Below are 19,481 nucleotides of genomic sequence, written 5' to 3' on the forward strand. Positions count from 1 at the left end.
CAGACCGCAACATAACCGGCAAAATCATCGCAAACCAGCTTGCCATTCCACTGGCCAAGAAAATTGCGTGCATGTTCGCCCGCCCGGCTCGGGCTGAAGTCGTACACCACTGCCTTGAGCGCCGAAAAAGGCGTGGTGCAGTAGGCCCAGACGTAAGCACGGTGGGTTTTCTTCTCGCCCGGCGCGAGCATCTGTACCGGCGTTTCGTCAGCGTGGATCACACCTTGAGCAAGCACTGTTTCGCGCAGCGCATCGACCAAGGGCTGGAGCTGCACACCGGTTTGGCCGACCCATTGCGCCAGGGTCGAGCGGGCGATAGCCAGGCCGGCGCGGCCAAAGATTTTCTCTTGCCGATACAGCGGCAAATGGTCGGCGAACTTGGCCACCATCACGTGAGCCAGCAGCCCTGCGGTCGGGATGCCCTTGTCGATGACCTGGGCCGGAACCGGAGCCTGACTCAGCGTTTCACATTTGCGGCAGACCCATTTCCCGCGCACATGCTGCTCGACGGTGAACACGCCCGGGATGTAATCCAGCTTCTCGCTGACGTCTTCGCCGATGCGCTGGAGCTGGCAGCCGCAGGCGCACTGGGTGGTGTCGGGTTCGTGATAAATCACGGTACGCGGAAACTGCGCTGGCAAGGAAACACGCTTGGGCTGCTTGCGTGGTTCGGCCGGCGCAGCCGGCGGATTCAGCGCCTTCAGCTCGGCTTCGATGGCCGCGATGTCGGTGTCGAGCAGGTCGTCGAGCAGGCTGCCTTGGGCAGGGCTCAGTTGCTCGCTGCGCTTGGCAAACTTGTTACGTTTGAACCAGGCGATTTCGTGGGTGAGCTGCTCGATGATGGTTTGGTCGCGGTCGTTCTTCTTGCCCATCCGGTCGACCTGCTGCCCGAGAGAATCAACCTGGGACAGCAACTGCGCCGCGAGGGCACGCAGTTGGTCTGGGGACATTTGGTCGAGATTGGGCGATGAAGTCATGCCGCGAATTTTGCCAGAGCAAGCCGTTTGCGGCGATAGACCAATGGGCTAATGGCGGGCGTTAAAGCAGTGTGATTGCACCGCCCGCCCCAACGCGCTGCCAAGGCAGACCGAGCACCAAGGCCTGAAGTTGCTCGGTATCCAGCTCCATCTCGCAGCCATTCCGAATACCGGGCCAGTGAAACTTGCCTTGGTTCAACCGGCGAGCAGCCAGCCAGACGCCAATCCCGTCATGCACCAGCACTTTCATACGAGTGGCGCGGCGGTTGGCGAACAGATAAGCACAGTGCGGCTTCGCCGCACCGAACACCGCGATCACCCTGGCCAGCGCCGTTTCAGTACCGGCACGCATGTCCATGGGCTCGGTGGCAAGCCAGATGGCGTCGATGCGAATCATTGAGTGAGTCCACGGACAAAGCGGGCGCAGCCTTCAGGATCGGACGTTGGCCATTTCACTGTGATCGATTGCTCGCCAAGCGGCAACTCAATGGTCGCCAACGCTTCCACCTGCCGTTTAGGCGTAGCTTTCAACGGAACGAAAGCCGGCAACGCCGCTGGTAGCTGATCTCGATAAAGCGGTAGCCACTTGCGGATAACGTTGGCATTGATGCCGTGGCTGATGGCAACGCTGGATAGGGTTGCGCCCGGTTGCAGACATTCCTGAACAACCTGGGCTTTGAACGGTTTCGGGTAAGAGCTTCGTTGGCGCATGGAAATCCTGACGTTAAGGGCGATCGCGTCCGCTTAAAAATACGCGGACACCATCGCCCTTAACGCTGGAGTTCGGAAGGTGTGTTGGCTGGACGCTTACTCTTTGCTGGCGTCATGGATGAACTCCAGATTGAAAGCCATCTCAGTTTCAATCCCGAGCTTTTTGAGTGTCCGCTGTTGCCGCTGACCGAAAACTGACCCAGTAAAGGCTGTTCTGCCGACTGAAAACTGACCCAGGTGTTCAACTACTTCTGCTCACTTTCCGAGCAGGAGAACACAGGGTGATCAGCATGGAAATGTTGGGGAAAATTCGGAGGATGTACTTTCGCGACAAGCTGTCGCTGCACCAGATCGCCAAGCGTACCGGGCTGTCGAGAAACACCATCCGAAAATGGGTCAGAGCACCCGAAGCCACTCAGCCGGCGTACCAGCGGTGCGTAACCTTCAACAAACTCAGCCCATTCCACGAGACGCTGGAGCAGGCGCTGAAGGCTGATTCGTTTCGGGCAAAGCACAACCGCAGGAGCGCCAAAGCACTCTTTGAGCAGATCAAAGCCCAGGGTTATGACGGCGGCTACAGCCAGCTCACAGCCTTCATCCGCTCGTGGCGCGGTGAGCAAGGCAAATCGTTACGTGCCTTTGTGCCGCTGACGTTTGCACTCGGTGAGGCTTTTCAATTTGACTGGAGCGAAGAAGGTCTGCTGATCGGCGGCCTGTTCCGACGCATCCAGGTCTCCCACATGAAGCTGTGCGCCAGTCGCGCGTTCTGGTTGGTTGCGTATCCCAGCCAAGGCCACGAGATGCTGTTCGATGCCCATACGCGCTCGTTCGGTGCGTTAGGTGGGGTGCCACGTCGAGGCATCTACGACAACATGAAAACGGCTGTCGACAAGGTTAACAAGGGCAAAGGCCGCACGGTCAATGCTCGGTTTTCCGTGATGTGCGCGCACTACCTGTTCGATCCGGACTTCTGCAATGTCGCCTCGGGCTGGGAAAAAGGCATCGTTGAAAAGAACGTGCAAGACAGCAGACGACGCATCTGGCTCGACGCTCAAGACTGCATGTTTCACACCTTCGAAGAATTGAATGCCTGGCTCGGCCAACGCTGTCGTGCACTCTGGAGCGAGCTGGTGCATCCGCAGTACAACGGGCTGACGGTGGCAGAGGTCTTGGAGCTAGAGCGGGTCGAAATGATGCCGATGCCGACGGCTTTTGATGGCTACGTCGAGCGCACCGTGCGGGTCTCCAGCACCTGCCTGATCAGCGTGGCGCGAAATCGATATTCGGTGCCTTGCGAGCGCGTCGGCCAGTGGGTCAGCAGCCGTCTGTATCCTTCTCGGATCGTGGTCATCGCCGATGAAACTATGATCGCCAGCCACGAGCGTCTGTTTGATCGAGATCAGGTCAGTTTTGACTGGCAGCATTACATCCCACTCATCGAACGCAAACCCGGTGCGCTGCGCAATGGCGCGCCGTTTGCCGATCTGCCTAAGCCGTTGCAGCTTCTCAAGCGGGGCCTGAGACGTCACAGCAACGGTGATCGAATCATGACGCAGGTACTGGCTGCTGTGCCCATCGCCGGTCTCGACCCGGTGCTCGTGGCGGTAGAACTGGTGCTTGAGTCGGGAAGCTTGAGCGCCGATCACATCCTGAATGTTCTAGCTCGACTGACCTCCACTGCACCACCTCCTTCCGTAGAAACCAACCTGCAACTCAAGGTAGCGCCTGTCGCCAATACGGCGCGCTACGACCGGCTCCGTACAACCGATGAGGAGAATCGCAATGCGTGACCTAATGGCGGAACTCAAAGAGCTGCGTCTGCATGGCATGGCCAGCGCTTGGGAAGAACTGGCTTCTCAAGGCGAAGCCTCGACGACGTCGTCGAAGTGGCTGCTCGAACATCTGCTCCAACAAGAACAAGCAGATCGCGCCGTACGCTCAGTGAACCACCAGATGAACATGGCCAAACTGCCCATGCATCGTGACTTGGCAGGCTTCGACTTCGGCGCTTCCAGCGCAGATGCCCGTCTGGTCAAAGATCTGTCCAGCTTGGAGTTCACAGAGACCGCGCAGAATGTCGTGTTCATCGGCGGGCCCGGAACCGGCAAAACACATTTGGCCAGCGCCCTGGCCGTGTCCGGAATCACGACCCATAACAAACGCGTGCGCTTCTTTTCCACAGTGGATCTGGTCAATCTGCTGGAGCGTGAAAAGTACGACGGCAAGAGTGGCCGAATCGCTCAAGGGCTGCTTCGGACAGACCTGGTGATACTCGATGAACTGGGGTATTTGCCCTTCAGCCAGAGCGGCGGCGCGCTGTTATTTCACCTGCTGTCCAAGCTATACGAGCACACCAGCATTGTGATCACGACCAACCTCAGCTTCTCGGAATGGTCGAGTGTGTTCGGCGACGCCAAGATGACCACAGCGTTGCTGGATCGGTTGACACACCATTGTCACATCGTCGAAACGGGCAACGAGTCCTACCGCCTGCAACACAGCACTCTGGCCGCGCAGACAAAGATCAAATCACGTGAACGAAAGCGCAAGGACGAAGATGGTATCGAGGACGATGAACCGTTTTGATCTGCACCATAAACACCCTGCCGCATGCCTTTATGCGGTGGGGCTTGATGACCGTTCAACCGGAACACTGCTGCTAAGCTTATTCACAATTGCTGGGACAAAAAACAGCAATCCGCCCTGGGTCAATTTTCAATCGGCAGGGTGGGTCAGTTTTCAATCAGCGCCAACACTACTGGTGCAGCGGGCGCCATGATACTCATATGCACTGCGGGCGTCCATGCTGCTGAATCGCCTGCGTTTTTTCAAAGCTGTAACGCGCGTTTGCTACGTTGATCAGAAAAAATAGGCAAAAGCGTCGTTTTCGTTCTTTTTTTCGAACAGCCTATTGTCCTTTACCCCCTTTGATCCTAGGATTCGTTTGAGATTTCAAACGCTCTTGTCTGGGTGCTGAACCGCACGAGTTCAATCAGTGCGCTATTTATGTGCTTCAGCCCGGTGAATGATTTCCCTGACGGCAGCCTATCGAGGCGCCTTTCTACAATCATAATTTGCTCCGCATTCGTTGCGGTGCTGTTAAGGAAAGCCGACATGCAGCTTAAAGACACCCAGTTGTTCCGCCAGCAAGCCTTCATCGATGGCGTGTGGGTTGATGCGGACAATGGTCAGACGATCAAGGTCAACAACCCGGCAACGGGCGAAATTCTGGGCACCGTGCCGAAAATGGGCGCTGCCGAAACCCGCCGTGCGATCGAAGCCGCTGACAAAGCGCTGCCGGCCTGGCGTGCACTGACCGCCAAAGAACGTGCGAACAAGCTGCGTCGCTGGTTCGAGCTGATCATCGAGAACCAGGACGACCTGGCTCGCCTGATGACCCTGGAACAAGGCAAGCCATTGGCCGAAGCCAAGGGCGAAATCGTTTACGCCGCCTCCTTCATCGAATGGTTCGCCGAAGAGGCCAAGCGCATCTATGGTGACGTGATTCCGGGCCACCAGCCAGACAAGCGCCTGATCGTGATCAAGCAGCCAATCGGCGTGACCGCGGCCATCACCCCGTGGAACTTCCCGGCTGCAATGATCACCCGTAAAGCCGGCCCGGCTCTGGCCGCCGGTTGCACCATGGTGCTCAAGCCTGCTTCGCAAACTCCGTTCTCCGCTTTCGCCCTGGCTGAACTGGCCCAGCGTGCCGGCATCCCGGCTGGCGTGTTCAGCGTGGTTTCCGGCAGCGCCGGCGACATCGGCAGCGAGCTGACCAGCAACCCGATCGTGCGCAAGCTGTCCTTCACCGGTTCGACCGAAATCGGTCGTCAACTGATGTCGGAATGCGCCAAGGACATCAAGAAAGTCTCCCTGGAACTGGGCGGCAACGCGCCGTTCATCGTGTTCGACGACGCGGACCTGGATAAGGCCGTCGAAGGCGCGATCATTTCCAAGTACCGCAACAACGGTCAGACCTGCGTCTGCGCCAACCGCCTGTACATTCAGGATTCGGTCTACGACGCGTTCGCCGAGAAGCTCAAAGCCGCTGTGGCCAAGCTCAAGATCGGTAACGGTCTGGAAGCAGGCACCACCACTGGCCCGCTGATCGACGAAAAAGCCGTGGCCAAGGTGCAGGAGCACATTGCCGACGCCGTTTCCAAAGGCGCCACCGTGCTGTCCGGCGGCAAGCCGATGGAAGGCAACTTCTTCGAGCCGACCATCCTGACCAACGTGCCGAATCATGCGGCCGTGGCCAAGGAAGAAACCTTCGGCCCACTGGCTCCACTGTTCCGCTTCAAAGACGAAGCCGACGTGATCGCGATGTCCAACGACACCGAGTTCGGTCTGGCCTCGTACTTCTATGCTCGTGACCTGGGCCGTGTGTTCCGTGTGGCTGAAGCCCTGGAATACGGCATGGTCGGCGTCAACACCGGGTTGATCTCCAACGAAGTCGCGCCGTTCGGCGGTATCAAGGCCTCTGGCCTGGGCCGTGAAGGCTCCAAGTACGGCATCGAAGATTACCTGGAAATCAAATACCTCTGCCTGGGCATCTAACCCCGGTAGAGCATTGCTTCAAGCGCAAAGGGCACGAGAGCGCTGTCCCTTTGCGCCGCTTCAAACCGGAATTTTCTCGGTGACCGGGAACGCCGTGGCAGTCGATCATCGCATGCTGCCGCCGTTGCTCCCCGTCGCTTTATCCTTGAACCACGCCGCCCGATGAGCGGTGAATGAGGAATGTATGAGCAAGACTAACGCTTCTTTGATGGCCCGCCGTACCGCTGCTGTTCCACGTGGTGTTGGCCAGATTCACCCGATCTTCGCCGATTCCGCGAAGAACGCGACCGTAACCGACGTTGAAGGTCGTGAGTTCATCGACTTCGCCGGCGGTATCGCCGTACTGAACACCGGCCACGTGCACCCGAAAGTCATCGCCGCCGTGACCGAGCAGCTGAACAAGCTGACCCACACTTGCTTCCAGGTTCTGGCCTACGAGCCGTACGTGGAAGTGTGCGAAAAAATCAACGCCAAGGTCCCAGGTGATTTCGACAAGAAAACCCTGCTGGTGACCACCGGCTCCGAAGCTGTGGAAAACTCGATCAAGATCGCCCGTGCCGCCACTGGCCGTGCCGGCGTGATCGCCTTCACCGGCGCTTACCACGGTCGCACCATGATGACCCTGGGCCTGACCGGTAAAGTCGTGCCTTACTCGGCCGGCATGGGCCTGATGCCAGGCGGCATCTTCCGCGCGCTGTACCCGAATGAACTGCACGGTGTGAGCATTGACGATTCGATCGCTTCCATCGAACGCATCTTCAAGAACGACGCCGAGCCGAAAGACATCGCCGCGATCATCATCGAGCCGGTTCAGGGCGAAGGCGGTTTCTACGTCGCTCCGAAAGAGTTCATGAAGCGTCTGCGTGCCCTGTGCGACCAGCACGGCATCCTGCTGATCGCTGACGAAGTACAGACTGGCGCTGGCCGTACCGGTACTTTCTTCGCCATGGAACAGATGGGCGTTGCTGCCGACCTGACCACCTTCGCCAAATCCATCGCTGGCGGCTTCCCGCTGGCCGGTGTGTGCGGCAAGGCCGAATACATGGACGCCATCGCTCCAGGCGGCCTGGGCGGCACCTACGCCGGTAGCCCGATCGCTTGCGCCGCGGCCCTGGCCGTGATGGAAGTGTTCGAAGAAGAGCACCTGCTGGATCGTTGCAAGGCTGTTGGCGAGCGTCTGGTGACTGGCCTGAAGGCCATCCAGGCCAAGTACCCGGTGATCGGCGAAGTGCGTGCCCTGGGCGCGATGATCGCTGTCGAGCTGTTCGAAAACGGCGACAGCCACAAGCCGAACGCTGCAGCCGTGGCGTCCGTTGTGGCCAAGGCTCGCGACAAGGGTCTGATCCTGCTGTCCTGCGGCACCTACGGCAACGTTCTGCGCGTCCTGGTACCGCTGACCTCGCCGGACGAGCAACTGGACAAAGGCCTGGCGATCATCGAAGAGTGCTTCTCCGAGCTCTGATCCCCAGTGTGACCTGATCCACAAAAAACCCGCTTCGGCGGGTTTTTTCATGCCCCTTCAAACACATCCCGCGCATTAGCGCTGTATCGAATGGCCAGCATTGGCTAAGGTTTCCGCATTGCCAGGGAGAGCTGTATGACAACCGTCATTTTACCCGCCGTACCAAGAGTCCTGATTGCCGAGGCCGACCCCTGGTCCCGGGATCTGCTCAAGGAAGTTTTGTTGAACGTACGCTGCGATGCGCAGCTGGACTTGTGCGCCGATGGTCAGCAAACGCTGGAGCTATTGGCTGCCAATCCCTATGACCTGGTCATCGCCGATTGGGAGTTGCCGGGCGTCGATGGCCTGAACGTCCTGCGCAACATCCGTCAGCGCAAACGCAATCCGCCGCTGCCCTTCATCCTTATGAGCAGTCGCAACGACAGTGCCAGCGTGCGCGAGGTCTTGCCGCTGGCGCCGGCCGCCTACCTGACCAAGCCCTTGAATATGGAAAGCCTGACCCGTCGGTTGCAGGGGCTGCTGCTGAACGCTGGCGAAGAAGTTTCGTGCGAAGTGCCGTCGCTGGCACCGGGCATGACGTTGTCGGTGTTTCTGGAGCGTCGCCGGGAATTGGCCGACGGCGCGCCGCTGATGACCGATGTGCAAGTGGCGGTCAAACGCAGCCTCAATCCTAACGGCCTCGACCTGACGGTGCTGGAAGACGAAATCCGCACCGATCCGCAGGTCACAGCCGTGCTGATCGCCGCTGCCAACAGTGCGGCCCAGCACCACGGCGCCGCTGTGCAAACCCTGTCCCAGGCGCTGCATCGCCTGGGCACCGGGCAAAGCATGAACCTGATTCTCGGCCTGGCGCTCAAGCGCAGTGCCCGGCTCAGCGATCCGCAATTGGCCGACTATGCCGAGCGCTACTGGGATCTGTCGCTGCACACCGCCGAATACGCGCGAACCCTGGCGCGCTTGCTCGATCTGGATCAGGAGCGTTGCTATTGCGCCGGCATGTTGCATCGTCTCGGCGATCTGGCATTGCTGCGCTGTTTGCAGGAGTGGAAGCAGGCCGGTGGCGAACTGGACGAGCAGGAGGAAGTGGGCGAAGCGCTGGTTGAATTTGGCGCGGCCTACGGTTCGGCCCTGCGCACGCGCTGGCGCCTGCCGCTGGAGTTGCGGGAGCTGATTGCAGCCACCTACCAGCTCGGTGGCGGGGTTTACTCACGCGAAGCGCTGGTGATGAATATGGCGGCGCAGATGGCGCGCCTGACCGAACATGAGGGTATCGAGGAGCTGGCGAAGAGCCGGACGGCGCGGTTGCTCAAGATCGGCTTGCCGGAGTTGATGCGTTTGCGCAGGAAGTAAGTACACCACCACCCCCTGTGGGAGCGAGCTTTTGTGGCGAGGGGGCTTGCCCCCGTTCGGTTGCGCAGCAGCCGTAAAACCAGCGAATGCGGTTGTTCTGACAATGCTGGAACACCAAATGCAGGACTGCTTCGCAGCCCAACGGGGGCAAGCCCCCTCGCCACAGGTATCCGGTGTTGCCAGCGAAATCTCAGGCAGTAACAATCCGGTTCTTGCCCTCGCGCTTGGCCCGGTACATCGCGGCATCCGCCCGGGAAAACAGGTGCTCCACGTTTCCGTCCGCGGCGGTCAGGCTGGTCAGGCCCTGGCTGACAGTGATGCCGAACGTCTGGCCTTCATGGGTGAAACTCAATCGCTGAATCTCCCGCTGCAAGCGTTCAGCCACTTGCAGGGCCATCTGTGGCGTACAGCCGGGAAACACCGCAGCAAACTCCTCACCACCAATGCGACCGAACAGGTCCCCACGGCGCAACGCGGCGCGGCCGCTCTCGGCGATGTGTTGCAACACGTTGTCGCCTTCCTGGTGTCCGTAGGTGTCGTTGATGATTTTGAAGTCATCGATGTCCAGCATCAGGAACGACAGCGGCTCACCCTGTTGCCGGGCATGTTCGAACGCGCGGTGAGCGCATTCGAAAAAATGCCGACGGTTGCTGCTCTGGGTCAGGGCGTCGGTGGTGGCCAGGCGATGCAGCTCGCTTTCCATCCGCTTCTTGTCGGTGATGTCTTCGGCGATACCGACGATGATCACCGGTTGCCCCGGCTCGGCCTGGCGGTTGATGTAGCACTTGTCGCTGAGCCAGCGCACCTGGCCATCGGCGGCAATGATTCGATACTCGCGGTCTTCGACGGCGCCTTTGTCCAGCACTTCGGCCAGGCTGCGTTCGGCATAGTCCAGGTCGTCAGGGTAGATGCTGTCGCGCCATTGATTGCAGTCGGTCAGTAGCAGATCAGCCGAACGGCCAAAGATCCGTTCATAGGCGGGGCTGACGTAAAGCACCTGGCGGGTTTCCCAATCGAATGCCCACAGCACCGCGTTGACGCTCATCAGCAGGGTGTTGAACAACTGTTCGCGTTCGCTCAGGCGTGCGACTTCGCCTTGGGCATGCATCAGCGCCAGCAGGGTCTGCGCGGCCTCGGGCCAGTGTGACGGAGATGAGTCTTGCGGGTTTTTTTCGGCCATCGACACAAATCTCAAAGGGCATGCCGCGCGCGATCGCGGCCAACATCAAGCCCGCCGGGGATGGCGAAGTGTCTTTGAGATAGGGCTTTTCAGATGAAGTTCCCGCCTTTCGTGGCGAGGGAGCTGGCTCCCGCCGGGCGGTACTGCGATGAGCTTTTAAGGTCAGGTCAAAAGCCAAAGTGGGAGCGAGCGGGCCCGCTCCCACAGGTTTATTGGTTCAGACGGCGGCAGGGCGCAGGGAGTAGGTCTTCAACTGATCGGCGAATTCGCGCAGGGATTGAATCCCGCTGGCTTCGGCTTCGTGGACCCAATCCTTGATGGCCGCGAGCATGTCGTGACCATTTGAGCTGGTCTTGACCCAGATCTGCTGCAGGGCCAGGCGTTTCTCGTAAATTACCTTCAGCGCCTGACTGTGCTCGAGCATGTTCTGGATGCGTACATGGTGTTTGTCATCCAGCAGGCTGGTCTCCCGCGAAAGCAGGCGTTTGGCCCGGTGGAACTGGTGACGTACCGAGTGATCGACCTTTTCCAGCTCTTGCTTGACCAGCGGGCCGATCACCAGCTTTCGGTACTGGGCCATGATCTGGAAGCGGTTGTTGAGGATCGCCATGGCGGTGTCCATGTCCAGGTTGCCCTTGCCTTCGACGCGATGGGCAATCGGCGCAACCCGTTGAACCTTGGCCAGGCGCAGGAAGCTGAAGACTTGAATCCACGCCCAGCCCAGGTCGAACTCCCACTTCTTCACCGACAGTTTTGCCGAGTTAGGGTAGGTGTGATGGTTGTTATGCAGTTCTTCACCGCCAATCAGGATGCCCCAAGGCACCAGGTTGGTCGCCGCATCGCGGCATTCGAAGTTGCGGTAGCCGATGGCATGGCCCAAGCCGTTGACCACGCCGGCGGCCCACACCGGGATCCACATCATCTGGATGGCCCAGATGGTGATGCCGATGGTGCCGAACAGCAGCAGGTCGATAACGCCCATGATCGCGATGCCCAGCAGCGGGAAGCGGCTGTAGAGGTTGCGCTCGATCCAGTCTTCGGGGCAGTTCTTGCCGTAGATGCGCAGCGTCTCGGGGTTTTCCGCTTCGGCGCGGTACAGCTCGGCGCCTTTGCGCAGCACCGTGGACAAACCCTTGATGACCGGGCTGTGCGGATCATCGACGGTTTCGCATTTGGCGTGATGCTTGCGGTGAATGGCGGTCCACTCGCGGGTGTTCTGCGCCGTGGTCAGCCACAGCCAGAAACGGAAGAAATGCTTGAGGCCCCCATTCAGCTCCAGGGAGCGATGGGCGGAATAACGATGCAGATAGACCGTGACGGCGATGATCGTGACGTGGGTCATCAGCAGGGTGACTGCTACCAGCGACCAGGGCGACAAGCCAAGAAAACCTTCGTACCACATAGGCTGTAGGGCCCTCGATAAAGAAAAAACAGCCGTTGCATTATCACTAAGCCCACACAGAAAACCAGTCACCCTTTCAGATAAGAGTGGCTGGATGTGTCTTTAAACTATAATTCCAACCTTTTTGTAGGGACATGGATCGCCGGATGTCTGCCACCTATCGCGATGCCTTGCGCGCAGCGCTGCTCTATCTGTTGCTTTCTGTGGTTTGGCTGCAGATCAGTGGCTATTTATTAAACAGTTTCTTCGATAGCTCTGCCGAGCGACTGCGATGGCAACTGATCAACGGTTACGTTTTGGTGCTGTTCAGCGCCGGGTTGATCTTCATTGCCCGGGCGCGGTTGCTGCGGTGTCTGGGTATCGGCGCCAAGCTGCGTGAGCGCGATGCTGGCCGCATACGCTTGCGCCAGGCGGCGGCCGTGTTCGACTGCACCCGCGAAGGCGTGCTGGTCACCAATCGGGAAGGCGTGATCGTCCATGTAAACCGGGCGTTCATGGAAATCACCGGTTACGGGTGTGAGGACGTACTGGGGCAGCGACCCAATCTGTTCAAGTCCGGGCGACATTCCCCTGAGTTCTATCAGGTGATGTTTGCCACGCTCGCCAGTGTCGGGGAGTGGAGTGGGGAAATCTGGAACCGGCGCAAAAGCGGCGAGATTTACCCGCAATGGCAAACGATCCGCCTGATCCACGACGACTACGGCCAGCCGAGCCAATATGTGGCGGTGTTTTCCGACATCAGTGCAATCAAGAACTCCGAACACGAGCTGATGCACCTGGCGCACCACGATCCGCTGACCGACCTGCCGAACCGCCTGCTGTTCACCGACCGCGCCGAACAGGCCCTGGCCTCGGCACAGGTCCACAAGCGTGGCTGCGCGCTGCTGATGATCGATCTCGATCACTTCAAGATGATCAACGACAGCCTTGGGCATACCATCGGCGATCAGCTGCTCAAAGCGGTGGCCGAGCGCCTGGGCGCGATGTTCGGCCCGGGGATCACTCTGGCGCGGTTGGGCGGGGATGAGTTCGCCGTGCTCGCCGAAAGCTGTCCGCAACTGGTTCAGGCCGCTGCGTTGGCCCAGCGGATCATCGATGGCCTTAAAGAGCCGTTCCTTATTGATGGGTACCAGCTGTCCATCAACACCAGCATCGGCATCAGCCTGTTCCCCAGCGATGCCTTGAGCGTCGAGCAACTGCTGCGCAATGCCGACTCGGCACTGTTCAAGGCCAAGAGCACGGGGCGCAATGATTACGCCCTGTACACCGAAGAACTGACGGCCCACGCCCAGCAACGGGTCGAGATCGCCTTCGAATTGCGCCGTGCTCTGGATCAGCAAGAGCTGCGGGTCTATTACCAGCCGGTTCACGACCTCAAGACCCGTCGCCTGATTGGCGTCGAGGCACTGGTGCGTTGGCAGCATCCGCAGCGGGGGTTGGTATCGCCGGCGGAATTCATTCCGGTCGCCGAACGAACCGGCCTGATTGCTGAAATCGATGCCTGGGTCATGGCACAGGCATGCCGGCAGATGTGCCAGTGGCAGCAGGACGGGGTGGTGCTGTCGTTCGTCGCGGTCAACGTTTCTTCGCGCCTGTTCGCCCGCCGTGAGCTGTATCAGCAGGTGGCGCAGGTCTTGCGCGAAACCGGTCTGGAACCGGCGTTTCTGGAGCTGGAAGTCACTGAAAGCGCGGTGATGGAGGACCCGGAAGTCGCGCTGGAGCAGATGCATCGTCTGCGCGAGCTGGGAGTGCGCCTGGCCATCGACGACTTCGGCACGGGTTATTCATCGCTGCTGCGGCTCAAGCGTCTGCCGGTGCAGAAGTTGAAAATCGACCAGGGCTTCGTCGCCGGGTTGCCGTGGGATGAGGATGATGCGGCGATTTCACGGGTGATTATTGCTCTGGCCCAGAGCATGGGCATGCAGGTGCATGCCGAGGGGATCGAGCAGGTCGAACAGGCGGCGTTCCTGCTTGAGCAGGGATGTGATCTGGGGCAGGGCTATTGGTTCGGGCGACCGGTGCCGGCGGCGCAGCTCGATTGGGCTCATGCTCCGGTCATCGCCTGATTTACAAAATCCCTGTGGGAGCAAGCTCACTCCCACAGGTTTTTGGTGTGCTTGAAAGAGGGTGATTCACCTCAAACCCTTGTCCCTTCAGTTAATCTCTTCTGGTTATATAAACATTCTTAAATAGTCTTTTTAAGAATATCTGAGTCTCTCTAGTATTGCTCTCAAGCCGCAAGCAGTGCCGACACTGCTAGGCAACCTCTCAGTTGAAGGAGCAGCAATATGAGCGCATCCCTGCGTAGCGTCGACGGTCAAGACGAAGCCACCATCCTGCGGGAAATCCAGAGTGCCCTGCGCGATCTGCGCTTTGGTGCCGTGGAAATCACCGTGCACAACGCCCAGGTGGTGCAGATCGAACGCAAGGAAAAATTCCGTTTGCAGCAGCCGGGCAACAAGCCGGGCTGAGGCGAATCAGGCAACGCGATATCCCATAAGAAAAAGCCAACAAACCAAGAATTCCAGGAGCTTTCACCATGTCGTCGATTCGTCATTTTGCTTTGGCCGCCCTGGCCAGCGCCCTTTTTGCCGGTTCCGCCGTTGCCAAGGACTACGAGCTGCTCAACGTGTCGTACGACCCGACCCGCGAGCTGTACCAGGACTACAACGCCGAGTTCATCAAGTTCTGGCAGAAGGAGCATGCGGGCGACACCGTGAAGGTCCAGCAATCCCACGGCGGTTCGGGCAAGCAAGGCCGGGCGGTGATCGATGGCCTGCGTGCCGATGTCGTGACCCTGGCCCTGGCCGGTGATATCGACGAAATCGCCAAGCTCGGCAAGTCCCTGCCGGCGGACTGGCAGAAGCGCCTGCCGGAAGCGAGTACCCCATACACCTCGACCATCGTGTTCCTGGTGCGCAAGGGCAACCCCAAAGGCATCAAGGACTGGGGCGACCTGATCAAGAATGACGTCTCGGTGATCACGCCGAACCCGAAAACCTCCGGCGGTGCACGCTGGAACTTCCTCGCGGCGTGGGCCTATGGCCTGAAAGCCAATGGCGGCGACGAAGCCAAGGCCAAGGAATACGTACAAACCCTGTTCAAGCACGTGCCAGTACTGGACACCGGCGCTCGCGGCTCGACCATTACCTTCGTCAACAACGGTCAGGGCGACGTATTGCTGGCCTGGGAAAACGAAGCCTTCCTGGCCCTGAAAGAAGAAGGCGGCGCCGACAAGTTCGACATCGTCGTGCCTTCGCTGTCGATCCTCGCCGAGCCACCGGTAGCGGTGGTCGACAAAAATGCCGAGAAAAAGGGCAACGAGCAGATCGCTGAAGCCTACCTCAAGCACCTGTACAGCCCGGCCGGCCAGGAAATCGCGGCGAAGAACTTCTATCGTCCACGTGACAAGGATGTGGCCGCCAAGTACGCCCAGCAGTTCCCGAAACTGGAACTGGTGAGCATCGACAAGGACTTCGGCGGCTGGAAAACCGCACAGCCGAAATTCTTCAATGACGGGGGCGTGTTCGACCAGATCTACCAGGCGCAGTAATCTTAAATAGCCATCAACGAGCCCCGGATTCACCTCCGGGGCTCAGTGCGTTCTCACCCAAGGACTTTTATGTCGCGTCGTATCTCCCCCGTCATACCCGGCTTCGGGCTGACACTGGGCTACACCTTGGTGTACCTCAGCCTGATTGTGCTCATACCACTGGCGGCGATGTTCGTGCATGCCGCTCAACTCACCTGGGATCAGTTCTGGGCAATCATCTCGGCGCCACGGGTGCTGGCCGCGTTGAAGCTCAGCTTCGGCACCGCCCTGTGTGCCGCGATCATCAACGGCATCATCGGCACGCTGTTGGCCTGGGTATTAGTGCGCTATACCTTCCCTGGACGAAAAGTGATCGATGCAATGATCGACTTGCCGTTCGCATTGCCCACGGCGGTGGCCGGTATTGCGCTAACGGCGTTGTACACCCCTACCGGTCTGGTCGGTCAATTTGCAGCGGATCTGGGGTTCAAGATCGCCTACACCCCTCTGGGCATCACCCTTGCCCTCACTTTTGTGACACTTCCATTCGTAGTACGTACCGTACAGCCAGTATTGGCGGATATTCCTCGTGAAGTGGAAGAAGCGGCAGCGTGCCTGGGTGCAAAACCGTTGCAGGTTTTCCGCCATATCCTGCTGCCTGCGCTGCTGCCGGCATGGCTGACCGGTTTCGCTTTAGCCTTTGCCCGCGGGGTCGGCGAGTATGGTTCGGTGATATTCATCGCCGGCAACATGCCGATGAAAACCGAGATTCTGCCGCTGCTGATCATGGTCAAGCTCGACCAATACGATTACACCGGCGCTACCTCCATTGGTGTACTGATGCTGGTGGTTTCCTTCGTCCTGTTGCTGCTGATCAACTTGTTGCAGCGGCGCATCGAAACCCCATAAGGAGGCGCACCCATGTCCCAATCGTCTATTGCTGCCGCTTCCTCGAACGCTGCCCGCCGTGGCAGTGCGACTTCGCGGCGAATCCTGATCGGCCTTGGCTGGCTGATTTTTGCGCTGTTCCTGCTGTTGCCGCTGTTCATCGTGGTGTCCCAAGGGCTGAAGCTCGGCCTCGGGGCGTTTTTCACCGCGATCTTTGAGCCGGACGCGCTGTCGGCACTGAAGCTCACGGTCATCGCCGTGCTGATTTCGGTGCCGCTGAACCTGGTGTTTGGCGTCAGCGCCGCCTGGTGCGTGAGCAAATACTCGTTCCGCGGCAAGAGCATGCTGGTGACACTGATCGACCTGCCGTTCTCGGTGTCGCCGGTGATCGCCGGTCTGGTCTATGTGCTGATGTTCGGCGCCCAGGGCCTGTTCGGCCCATGGCTTTCGGACCACGACATCCAGATCGTCTTCGCCCTGCCGGGCATCGTGCTGGCGACGATTTTCGTCACCGTGCCGTTCGTGGCCCGTGAACTGATTCCGCTGATGCAGGAACAAGGCACTCAGGAAGAGGAGGCCGCGCGCCTGCTCGGGGCCAACGGCTGGCAGATGTTCTGGCACGTCACCGTGCCCAACATCAAATGGGGCCTGATCTACGGTGTGGTGTTGTGTACCGCGCGGGCCATGGGGGAGTTCGGTGCGGTGTCGGTGGTGTCCGGGCATATTCGCGGGGTGACCAACACCCTGCCGCTGCACGTGGAGATCCTCTACAACGAATACAACCACGTGGCCGCGTTCGCCGTGGCGAGCCTGTTGCTGATCCTGGCGCTCTTCATCCTGCTGCTCAAGCAGTGGAGCGAAAACCGTATTAACCGCCTGCGCGCCAGCGCCGCGGAGGAATAATTCATGTCGATCGAAGTGCGTAACGTCAGCAAGAACTTCCATGCCTTCAAGGCGCTGGACAACATCAGCCTGGACATCCAGAGCGGCGAACTCGTCGCGTTGCTCGGTCCGTCGGGCTGCGGCAAGACCACGCTGCTGCGGATCATCGCCGGCCTGGAAACTCCGGACCAGGGCAACATCGTGTTCCACGGTGAAGACGTTTCCGGCCACGACGTGCGGGATCGCAACGTCGGTTTCGTGTTCCAGCACTACGCCCTGTTCCGCCACATGACGGTGTTCGACAACGTCGCGTTCGGCCTGCGCATGAAGCCGAAAAACCAGCGCCCGAGCGAAAGCCAGATCGCGACCAAAGTCCACGAACTGCTGAACATGGTGCAACTGGACTGGTTGTCGGATCGCTACCCGGAGCAACTCTCCGGCGGTCAGCGCCAGCGCATTGCCCTGGCCCGAGCGCTGGCGGTGGAGCCGAAAGTGCTGCTGCTCGACGAGCCCTTCGGCGCCCTCGACGCCAAGGTCCGCAAAGAGCTGCGCCGCTGGCTGGCGCGCTTGCACGAAGACATCAACCTGACCTCGGTGTTCGTGACCCACGACCAGGAAGAAGCGATGGAAGTCGCCGATCGCATCGTGGTGATGAACAAGGGTGTGATCGAGCAGATCGGTTCGCCGGGTGACGTCTACGAAAACCCGGCCAGCGATTTCGTCTATCACTTCCTCGGTGATTCGAACCGACTGCACCTGGGCGAAGACAGGCACGTGCTGTTCCGCCCGCACGAGGTGTCGCTGTCACGCCATGAACTGGAAGACCACCACGCGGCGGAAGTGCGCGATATTCGACCGCTGGGCGCGACTACACGGGTGACGTTGAAGGTCGAAGGGCAGAGCGATCTGATCGAAGCCGAAGTGGTCAAGGATCACGACAGTCTGGTTGGTTTGGCAAAAGGCGAGACGTTGTTCTTCAAGCCGAAGGTCTGGCAGAAGGTCGCCAACATCTAAAGCAAAAGCTTCGTCGGATCGCCGCCCGGAGCAAGCCCGCTTCCACATTGAATCGGTATCGACCACAAAACCTGTGGTTAACCCGAAACCCTGTGGGAGCGGGCTTGCCCGCGAATGCGATCTAGACAGCAGCACGCTTCGGATTGACCCGCACCCCACCCGCCCGCGCCTCGATCTGCTCTTTGAGCTCACGCCGCATCCCCAGCATGAAGGCCAGCTCAGCCACCACGAACAACGGCCCGACAATCAACCCGGTCACGTCATCGACAAATGCCGGTTTGCGCCCTTCATAGTGATGGCCGACAAACTGGATCGCCCAGCCGATCACGAACATCGCCACGCCGCTGCCCAGCCAGACCAGCGTGCTTTGCTGCGCCAGCGCATGACCGGCCCAGACACTCAGCCCAAGCAACACGGTCATCAACACGCCCAGGCGCAACTCCAGGCGCAGGTAAAACCATGCCGATGCCAGCGAGACGAGCACCGCCGGAGACAGCCACACGCCGCCCAGGGACCATTCCGGCCGAGACAGCAACACCGCGACGGCCACCACGATCAGCGGAATGCCGATAAAGTGCGAAGCGATGTTGCGCGGGTCACGGTGGTAAGCGGCGTATTGACTGAGGTGGTCGACGAGGCTTTTCATTGTTGTTCTCCTGTGGGGTGATTGATCATGCCCCGGGGTCACATCCCGCTCTGTCAGCCAGGCGACAATCTCTAGGAGTTTTCATGGATATGCAGGTCTGGCGTCCACGCCTGATGAGCGGTCAGTGGTTCAGCCATTTGCCTGTTTCCCTACAGGATAGTCTGCTGTCGGTGGCCAAGGTACGGCGCCTGTCGCCGGGCCAGCGGCTGTTCAAGCGTGGCGATCCGCCCTGCGGCCTGTACGCGGTGCTTGAAGGCGCTGTGCGAGTCGGTGCCGTGAGCGAGCAGGGCAAGGAAGCGTTGCTGAGCCTGGTGGAGCCGCCGCACTGGTTCGGCGAAATCTGCTTGTTCGATGGCCAGCCACGCACTCACGATGCCTACGGCGTGGGCCAGTGCACGCTGCTGCACATTCCCCAGAACACCTTGCTGGCGCTGCTCGACGAGCATCCGCAGCACTGGCGGCAACTGGCCTTGCTGATGAGCCAGAAATTGCGCATGACCTTCATCAACCTCGAACAGCTGAGCCTGTTGCCGGCCCCGGCACGGTTGGCGCACCGCTTGCTGATGATCGCTGAAGGCTATGGCGAGACCGCCCCACCGCGCCGCGTCCTGCAACTGCCCCAGGAGCAGCTTGCCGCCATGTTGTCGCTGTCGCGCCAGACCACCAACCAGATCCTCAAGGAGTTGCAGGGGCAGGGAGTCATCGGGTTGAGTTACGGCGAAATTGAAATCCTCGATGCCGAGCGGTTGCGGGTATTGGCGATGGTTTGATGCCTGATATGGGCGTCAGCAAATGTAGCTGGACTTCGATCATAATCTGCACTAAATACAATGCATAATCGTTAAATTGATAAAATATGCACTGTATAGGATGCATGGTG

At 59.6% G+C, this 19,481-nt stretch carries 17 protein-coding genes and 1 pseudogene; 12 read left to right on the forward strand and 6 right to left on the reverse strand.

Features of this window, described 5'->3' with window-relative positions:
* Positions 1-5: 5 nt before the first annotated feature.
* From tnpC to tnpA, 3 genes and pseudogenes are all read right to left on the reverse strand, one after another.
* A pseudogene (gene tnpC / locus AC3IX1_RS00875) lies at positions 6-977 on the reverse strand (IS66 family transposase); the annotation flags it as partial.
* A 61-nt stretch (positions 978-1,038) separates the two neighbouring features.
* Entirely contained in the window at positions 1,039-1,374 is a 336-nt protein-coding gene (tnpB, locus tag AC3IX1_RS00880) for an IS66 family insertion sequence element accessory protein TnpB (RefSeq protein WP_256453175.1), read from the reverse strand.
* Positions 1,371-1,688 carry an IS66-like element accessory protein TnpA gene (tnpA, locus tag AC3IX1_RS00885; RefSeq protein WP_256453176.1) on the reverse strand — a complete coding sequence of 106 codons (318 nt, stop codon included), beginning with the start codon at positions 1,686-1,688 and terminating at the stop codon, positions 1,371-1,373. The genes tnpB and tnpA overlap by 4 nt, the downstream gene beginning before the upstream one ends.
* A gap of 290 nt (positions 1,689-1,978) precedes the next feature.
* On the opposite strand from tnpA, the gene istA reads away from it, so the two are divergent.
* From istA to AC3IX1_RS00910, 5 genes are all read left to right on the forward strand, one after another.
* The gene (gene istA, locus AC3IX1_RS00890; protein ID WP_178925292.1) at positions 1,979-3,478 is read left to right on the forward strand and encodes an IS21 family transposase; all 1,500 of its coding nucleotides are present in this window, start codon (positions 1,979-1,981) and stop codon (positions 3,476-3,478) included.
* Positions 3,471-4,274: an IS21-like element helper ATPase IstB gene (gene istB / locus AC3IX1_RS00895; protein WP_489385302.1), complete on the forward strand. Its 804-nt coding sequence runs from the start codon at positions 3,471-3,473 to the stop codon at positions 4,272-4,274. Before istA ends, istB begins: the two co-directional genes overlap by 8 nt.
* Before the next feature lie 528 nt (positions 4,275-4,802).
* Complete coding sequence (gene gabD / locus AC3IX1_RS00900; RefSeq protein ID WP_489386765.1) at positions 4,803-6,245, forward strand: NADP-dependent succinate-semialdehyde dehydrogenase; 1,443 nt, start codon at positions 4,803-4,805, stop codon at positions 6,243-6,245.
* Between the two features lie 184 nt (positions 6,246-6,429).
* Entirely contained in the window at positions 6,430-7,707 is a 1,278-nt protein-coding gene (gene gabT / locus AC3IX1_RS00905) for a 4-aminobutyrate--2-oxoglutarate transaminase (protein ID WP_007994487.1), read from the forward strand.
* Between the two features lie 135 nt (positions 7,708-7,842).
* Positions 7,843-9,057 (forward strand): HDOD domain-containing protein, encoded by a 1,215-nt coding sequence (locus AC3IX1_RS00910; RefSeq protein ID WP_489386766.1) that lies wholly within the window; start codon positions 7,843-7,845, stop codon positions 9,055-9,057.
* Between the two features lie 190 nt (positions 9,058-9,247).
* Here AC3IX1_RS00910 and AC3IX1_RS00915 read toward each other — a convergent pair whose 3' ends face one another.
* A complete protein-coding gene (locus tag AC3IX1_RS00915) occupies positions 9,248-10,237 on the reverse strand; it encodes a GGDEF domain-containing protein (protein ID WP_489386767.1) in 990 nt (329 codons plus the stop codon).
* A 217-nt stretch (positions 10,238-10,454) separates the two neighbouring features.
* Positions 10,455-11,639 carry a delta-9 fatty acid desaturase DesA gene (gene desA / locus AC3IX1_RS00920; RefSeq protein ID WP_489386768.1) on the reverse strand — a complete coding sequence of 395 codons (1,185 nt, stop codon included), beginning with the start codon at positions 11,637-11,639 and terminating at the stop codon, positions 10,455-10,457.
* A gap of 146 nt (positions 11,640-11,785) precedes the next feature.
* On the opposite strand from desA, the gene dibA reads away from it, so the two are divergent.
* From dibA to AC3IX1_RS00950, 6 genes are all read left to right on the forward strand, one after another.
* Positions 11,786-13,705 carry a phosphodiesterase DibA gene (dibA, locus tag AC3IX1_RS00925; RefSeq protein WP_489386769.1) on the forward strand — a complete coding sequence of 640 codons (1,920 nt, stop codon included), beginning with the start codon at positions 11,786-11,788 and terminating at the stop codon, positions 13,703-13,705.
* Between the two features lie 222 nt (positions 13,706-13,927).
* The gene (gene oscA / locus AC3IX1_RS00930; protein WP_007975618.1) at positions 13,928-14,110 is read left to right on the forward strand and encodes a sulfur starvation response protein OscA; all 183 of its coding nucleotides are present in this window, start codon (positions 13,928-13,930) and stop codon (positions 14,108-14,110) included.
* A gap of 68 nt (positions 14,111-14,178) precedes the next feature.
* Positions 14,179-15,192, forward strand: coding sequence for a sulfate ABC transporter substrate-binding protein (locus AC3IX1_RS00935; protein ID WP_489386770.1), 1,014 nt, complete (start codon positions 14,179-14,181; stop codon positions 15,190-15,192).
* A 69-nt stretch (positions 15,193-15,261) separates the two neighbouring features.
* The gene (gene cysT / locus AC3IX1_RS00940) at positions 15,262-16,080 is read left to right on the forward strand and encodes a sulfate ABC transporter permease subunit CysT (RefSeq protein ID WP_007972956.1); all 819 of its coding nucleotides are present in this window, start codon (positions 15,262-15,264) and stop codon (positions 16,078-16,080) included.
* A 12-nt stretch (positions 16,081-16,092) separates the two neighbouring features.
* Positions 16,093-16,962 carry a sulfate ABC transporter permease subunit CysW gene (gene cysW, locus AC3IX1_RS00945; RefSeq protein ID WP_150726413.1) on the forward strand — a complete coding sequence of 290 codons (870 nt, stop codon included), beginning with the start codon at positions 16,093-16,095 and terminating at the stop codon, positions 16,960-16,962.
* A gap of 3 nt (positions 16,963-16,965) precedes the next feature.
* The gene (locus AC3IX1_RS00950; RefSeq protein ID WP_154910760.1) at positions 16,966-17,955 is read left to right on the forward strand and encodes a sulfate/molybdate ABC transporter ATP-binding protein; all 990 of its coding nucleotides are present in this window, start codon (positions 16,966-16,968) and stop codon (positions 17,953-17,955) included.
* 121 nt (positions 17,956-18,076) lie between these two features.
* Here the strand turns inward: AC3IX1_RS00950 and AC3IX1_RS00955 are convergent, their stop codons facing one another.
* Positions 18,077-18,601 (reverse strand): Mpo1 family 2-hydroxy fatty acid dioxygenase, encoded by a 525-nt coding sequence (locus AC3IX1_RS00955; protein WP_489386771.1) that lies wholly within the window; start codon positions 18,599-18,601, stop codon positions 18,077-18,079.
* An 83-nt stretch (positions 18,602-18,684) separates the two neighbouring features.
* On the opposite strand from AC3IX1_RS00955, the gene AC3IX1_RS00960 reads away from it, so the two are divergent.
* On the forward strand, positions 18,685-19,371 hold the full coding sequence (locus AC3IX1_RS00960; protein WP_489386772.1) for a Crp/Fnr family transcriptional regulator: 687 nt from the start codon (positions 18,685-18,687) through the stop codon (positions 19,369-19,371).
* Positions 19,372-19,481 lie beyond the last annotated feature (110 nt).

This window comes from Pseudomonas sp. KH_046_2, assembly GCF_057838985.1.

Excerpts from the sequence above, each read along its gene's own strand:
- istB (WP_489385302.1), top strand. The coding sequence starts at position 3,471 with ATGCGTGACCTAATGGCGGAACTCAAAGAGCTGCGTCTGCATGGCATG.
- AC3IX1_RS00950 (WP_154910760.1), top strand. The coding sequence starts at position 16,966 with ATGTCGATCGAAGTGCGTAACGTCAGCAAGAACTTCCATGCCTTCAAG.
- AC3IX1_RS00910 (WP_489386766.1), top strand. The coding sequence starts at position 7,843 with ATGACAACCGTCATTTTACCCGCCGTACCAAGAGTCCTGATTGCCGAG.
- gabT (WP_007994487.1), top strand. The coding sequence starts at position 6,430 with ATGAGCAAGACTAACGCTTCTTTGATGGCCCGCCGTACCGCTGCTGTT.
- cysW (WP_150726413.1), top strand. The coding sequence starts at position 16,093 with ATGTCCCAATCGTCTATTGCTGCCGCTTCCTCGAACGCTGCCCGCCGT.
- cysT (WP_007972956.1), top strand. The coding sequence starts at position 15,262 with ATGTCGCGTCGTATCTCCCCCGTCATACCCGGCTTCGGGCTGACACTG.
- AC3IX1_RS00935 (WP_489386770.1), top strand. The coding sequence starts at position 14,179 with ATGTCGTCGATTCGTCATTTTGCTTTGGCCGCCCTGGCCAGCGCCCTT.
- AC3IX1_RS00960 (WP_489386772.1), top strand. The coding sequence starts at position 18,685 with ATGGATATGCAGGTCTGGCGTCCACGCCTGATGAGCGGTCAGTGGTTC.
- oscA (WP_007975618.1), top strand. The coding sequence starts at position 13,928 with ATGAGCGCATCCCTGCGTAGCGTCGACGGTCAAGACGAAGCCACCATC.
- desA (WP_489386768.1), bottom strand. The coding sequence starts at position 11,639 with ATGTGGTACGAAGGTTTTCTTGGCTTGTCGCCCTGGTCGCTGGTAGCA.
- AC3IX1_RS00915 (WP_489386767.1), bottom strand. The coding sequence starts at position 10,237 with ATGGCCGAAAAAAACCCGCAAGACTCATCTCCGTCACACTGGCCCGAG.
- tnpB (WP_256453175.1), bottom strand. The coding sequence starts at position 1,374 with ATGATTCGCATCGACGCCATCTGGCTTGCCACCGAGCCCATGGACATG.
- dibA (WP_489386769.1), top strand. The coding sequence starts at position 11,786 with ATGTCTGCCACCTATCGCGATGCCTTGCGCGCAGCGCTGCTCTATCTG.
- AC3IX1_RS00955 (WP_489386771.1), bottom strand. The coding sequence starts at position 18,601 with ATGAAAAGCCTCGTCGACCACCTCAGTCAATACGCCGCTTACCACCGT.
- gabD (WP_489386765.1), top strand. The coding sequence starts at position 4,803 with ATGCAGCTTAAAGACACCCAGTTGTTCCGCCAGCAAGCCTTCATCGAT.
- istA (WP_178925292.1), top strand. The coding sequence starts at position 1,979 with ATGGAAATGTTGGGGAAAATTCGGAGGATGTACTTTCGCGACAAGCTG.
- tnpA (WP_256453176.1), bottom strand. The coding sequence starts at position 1,688 with ATGCGCCAACGAAGCTCTTACCCGAAACCGTTCAAAGCCCAGGTTGTT.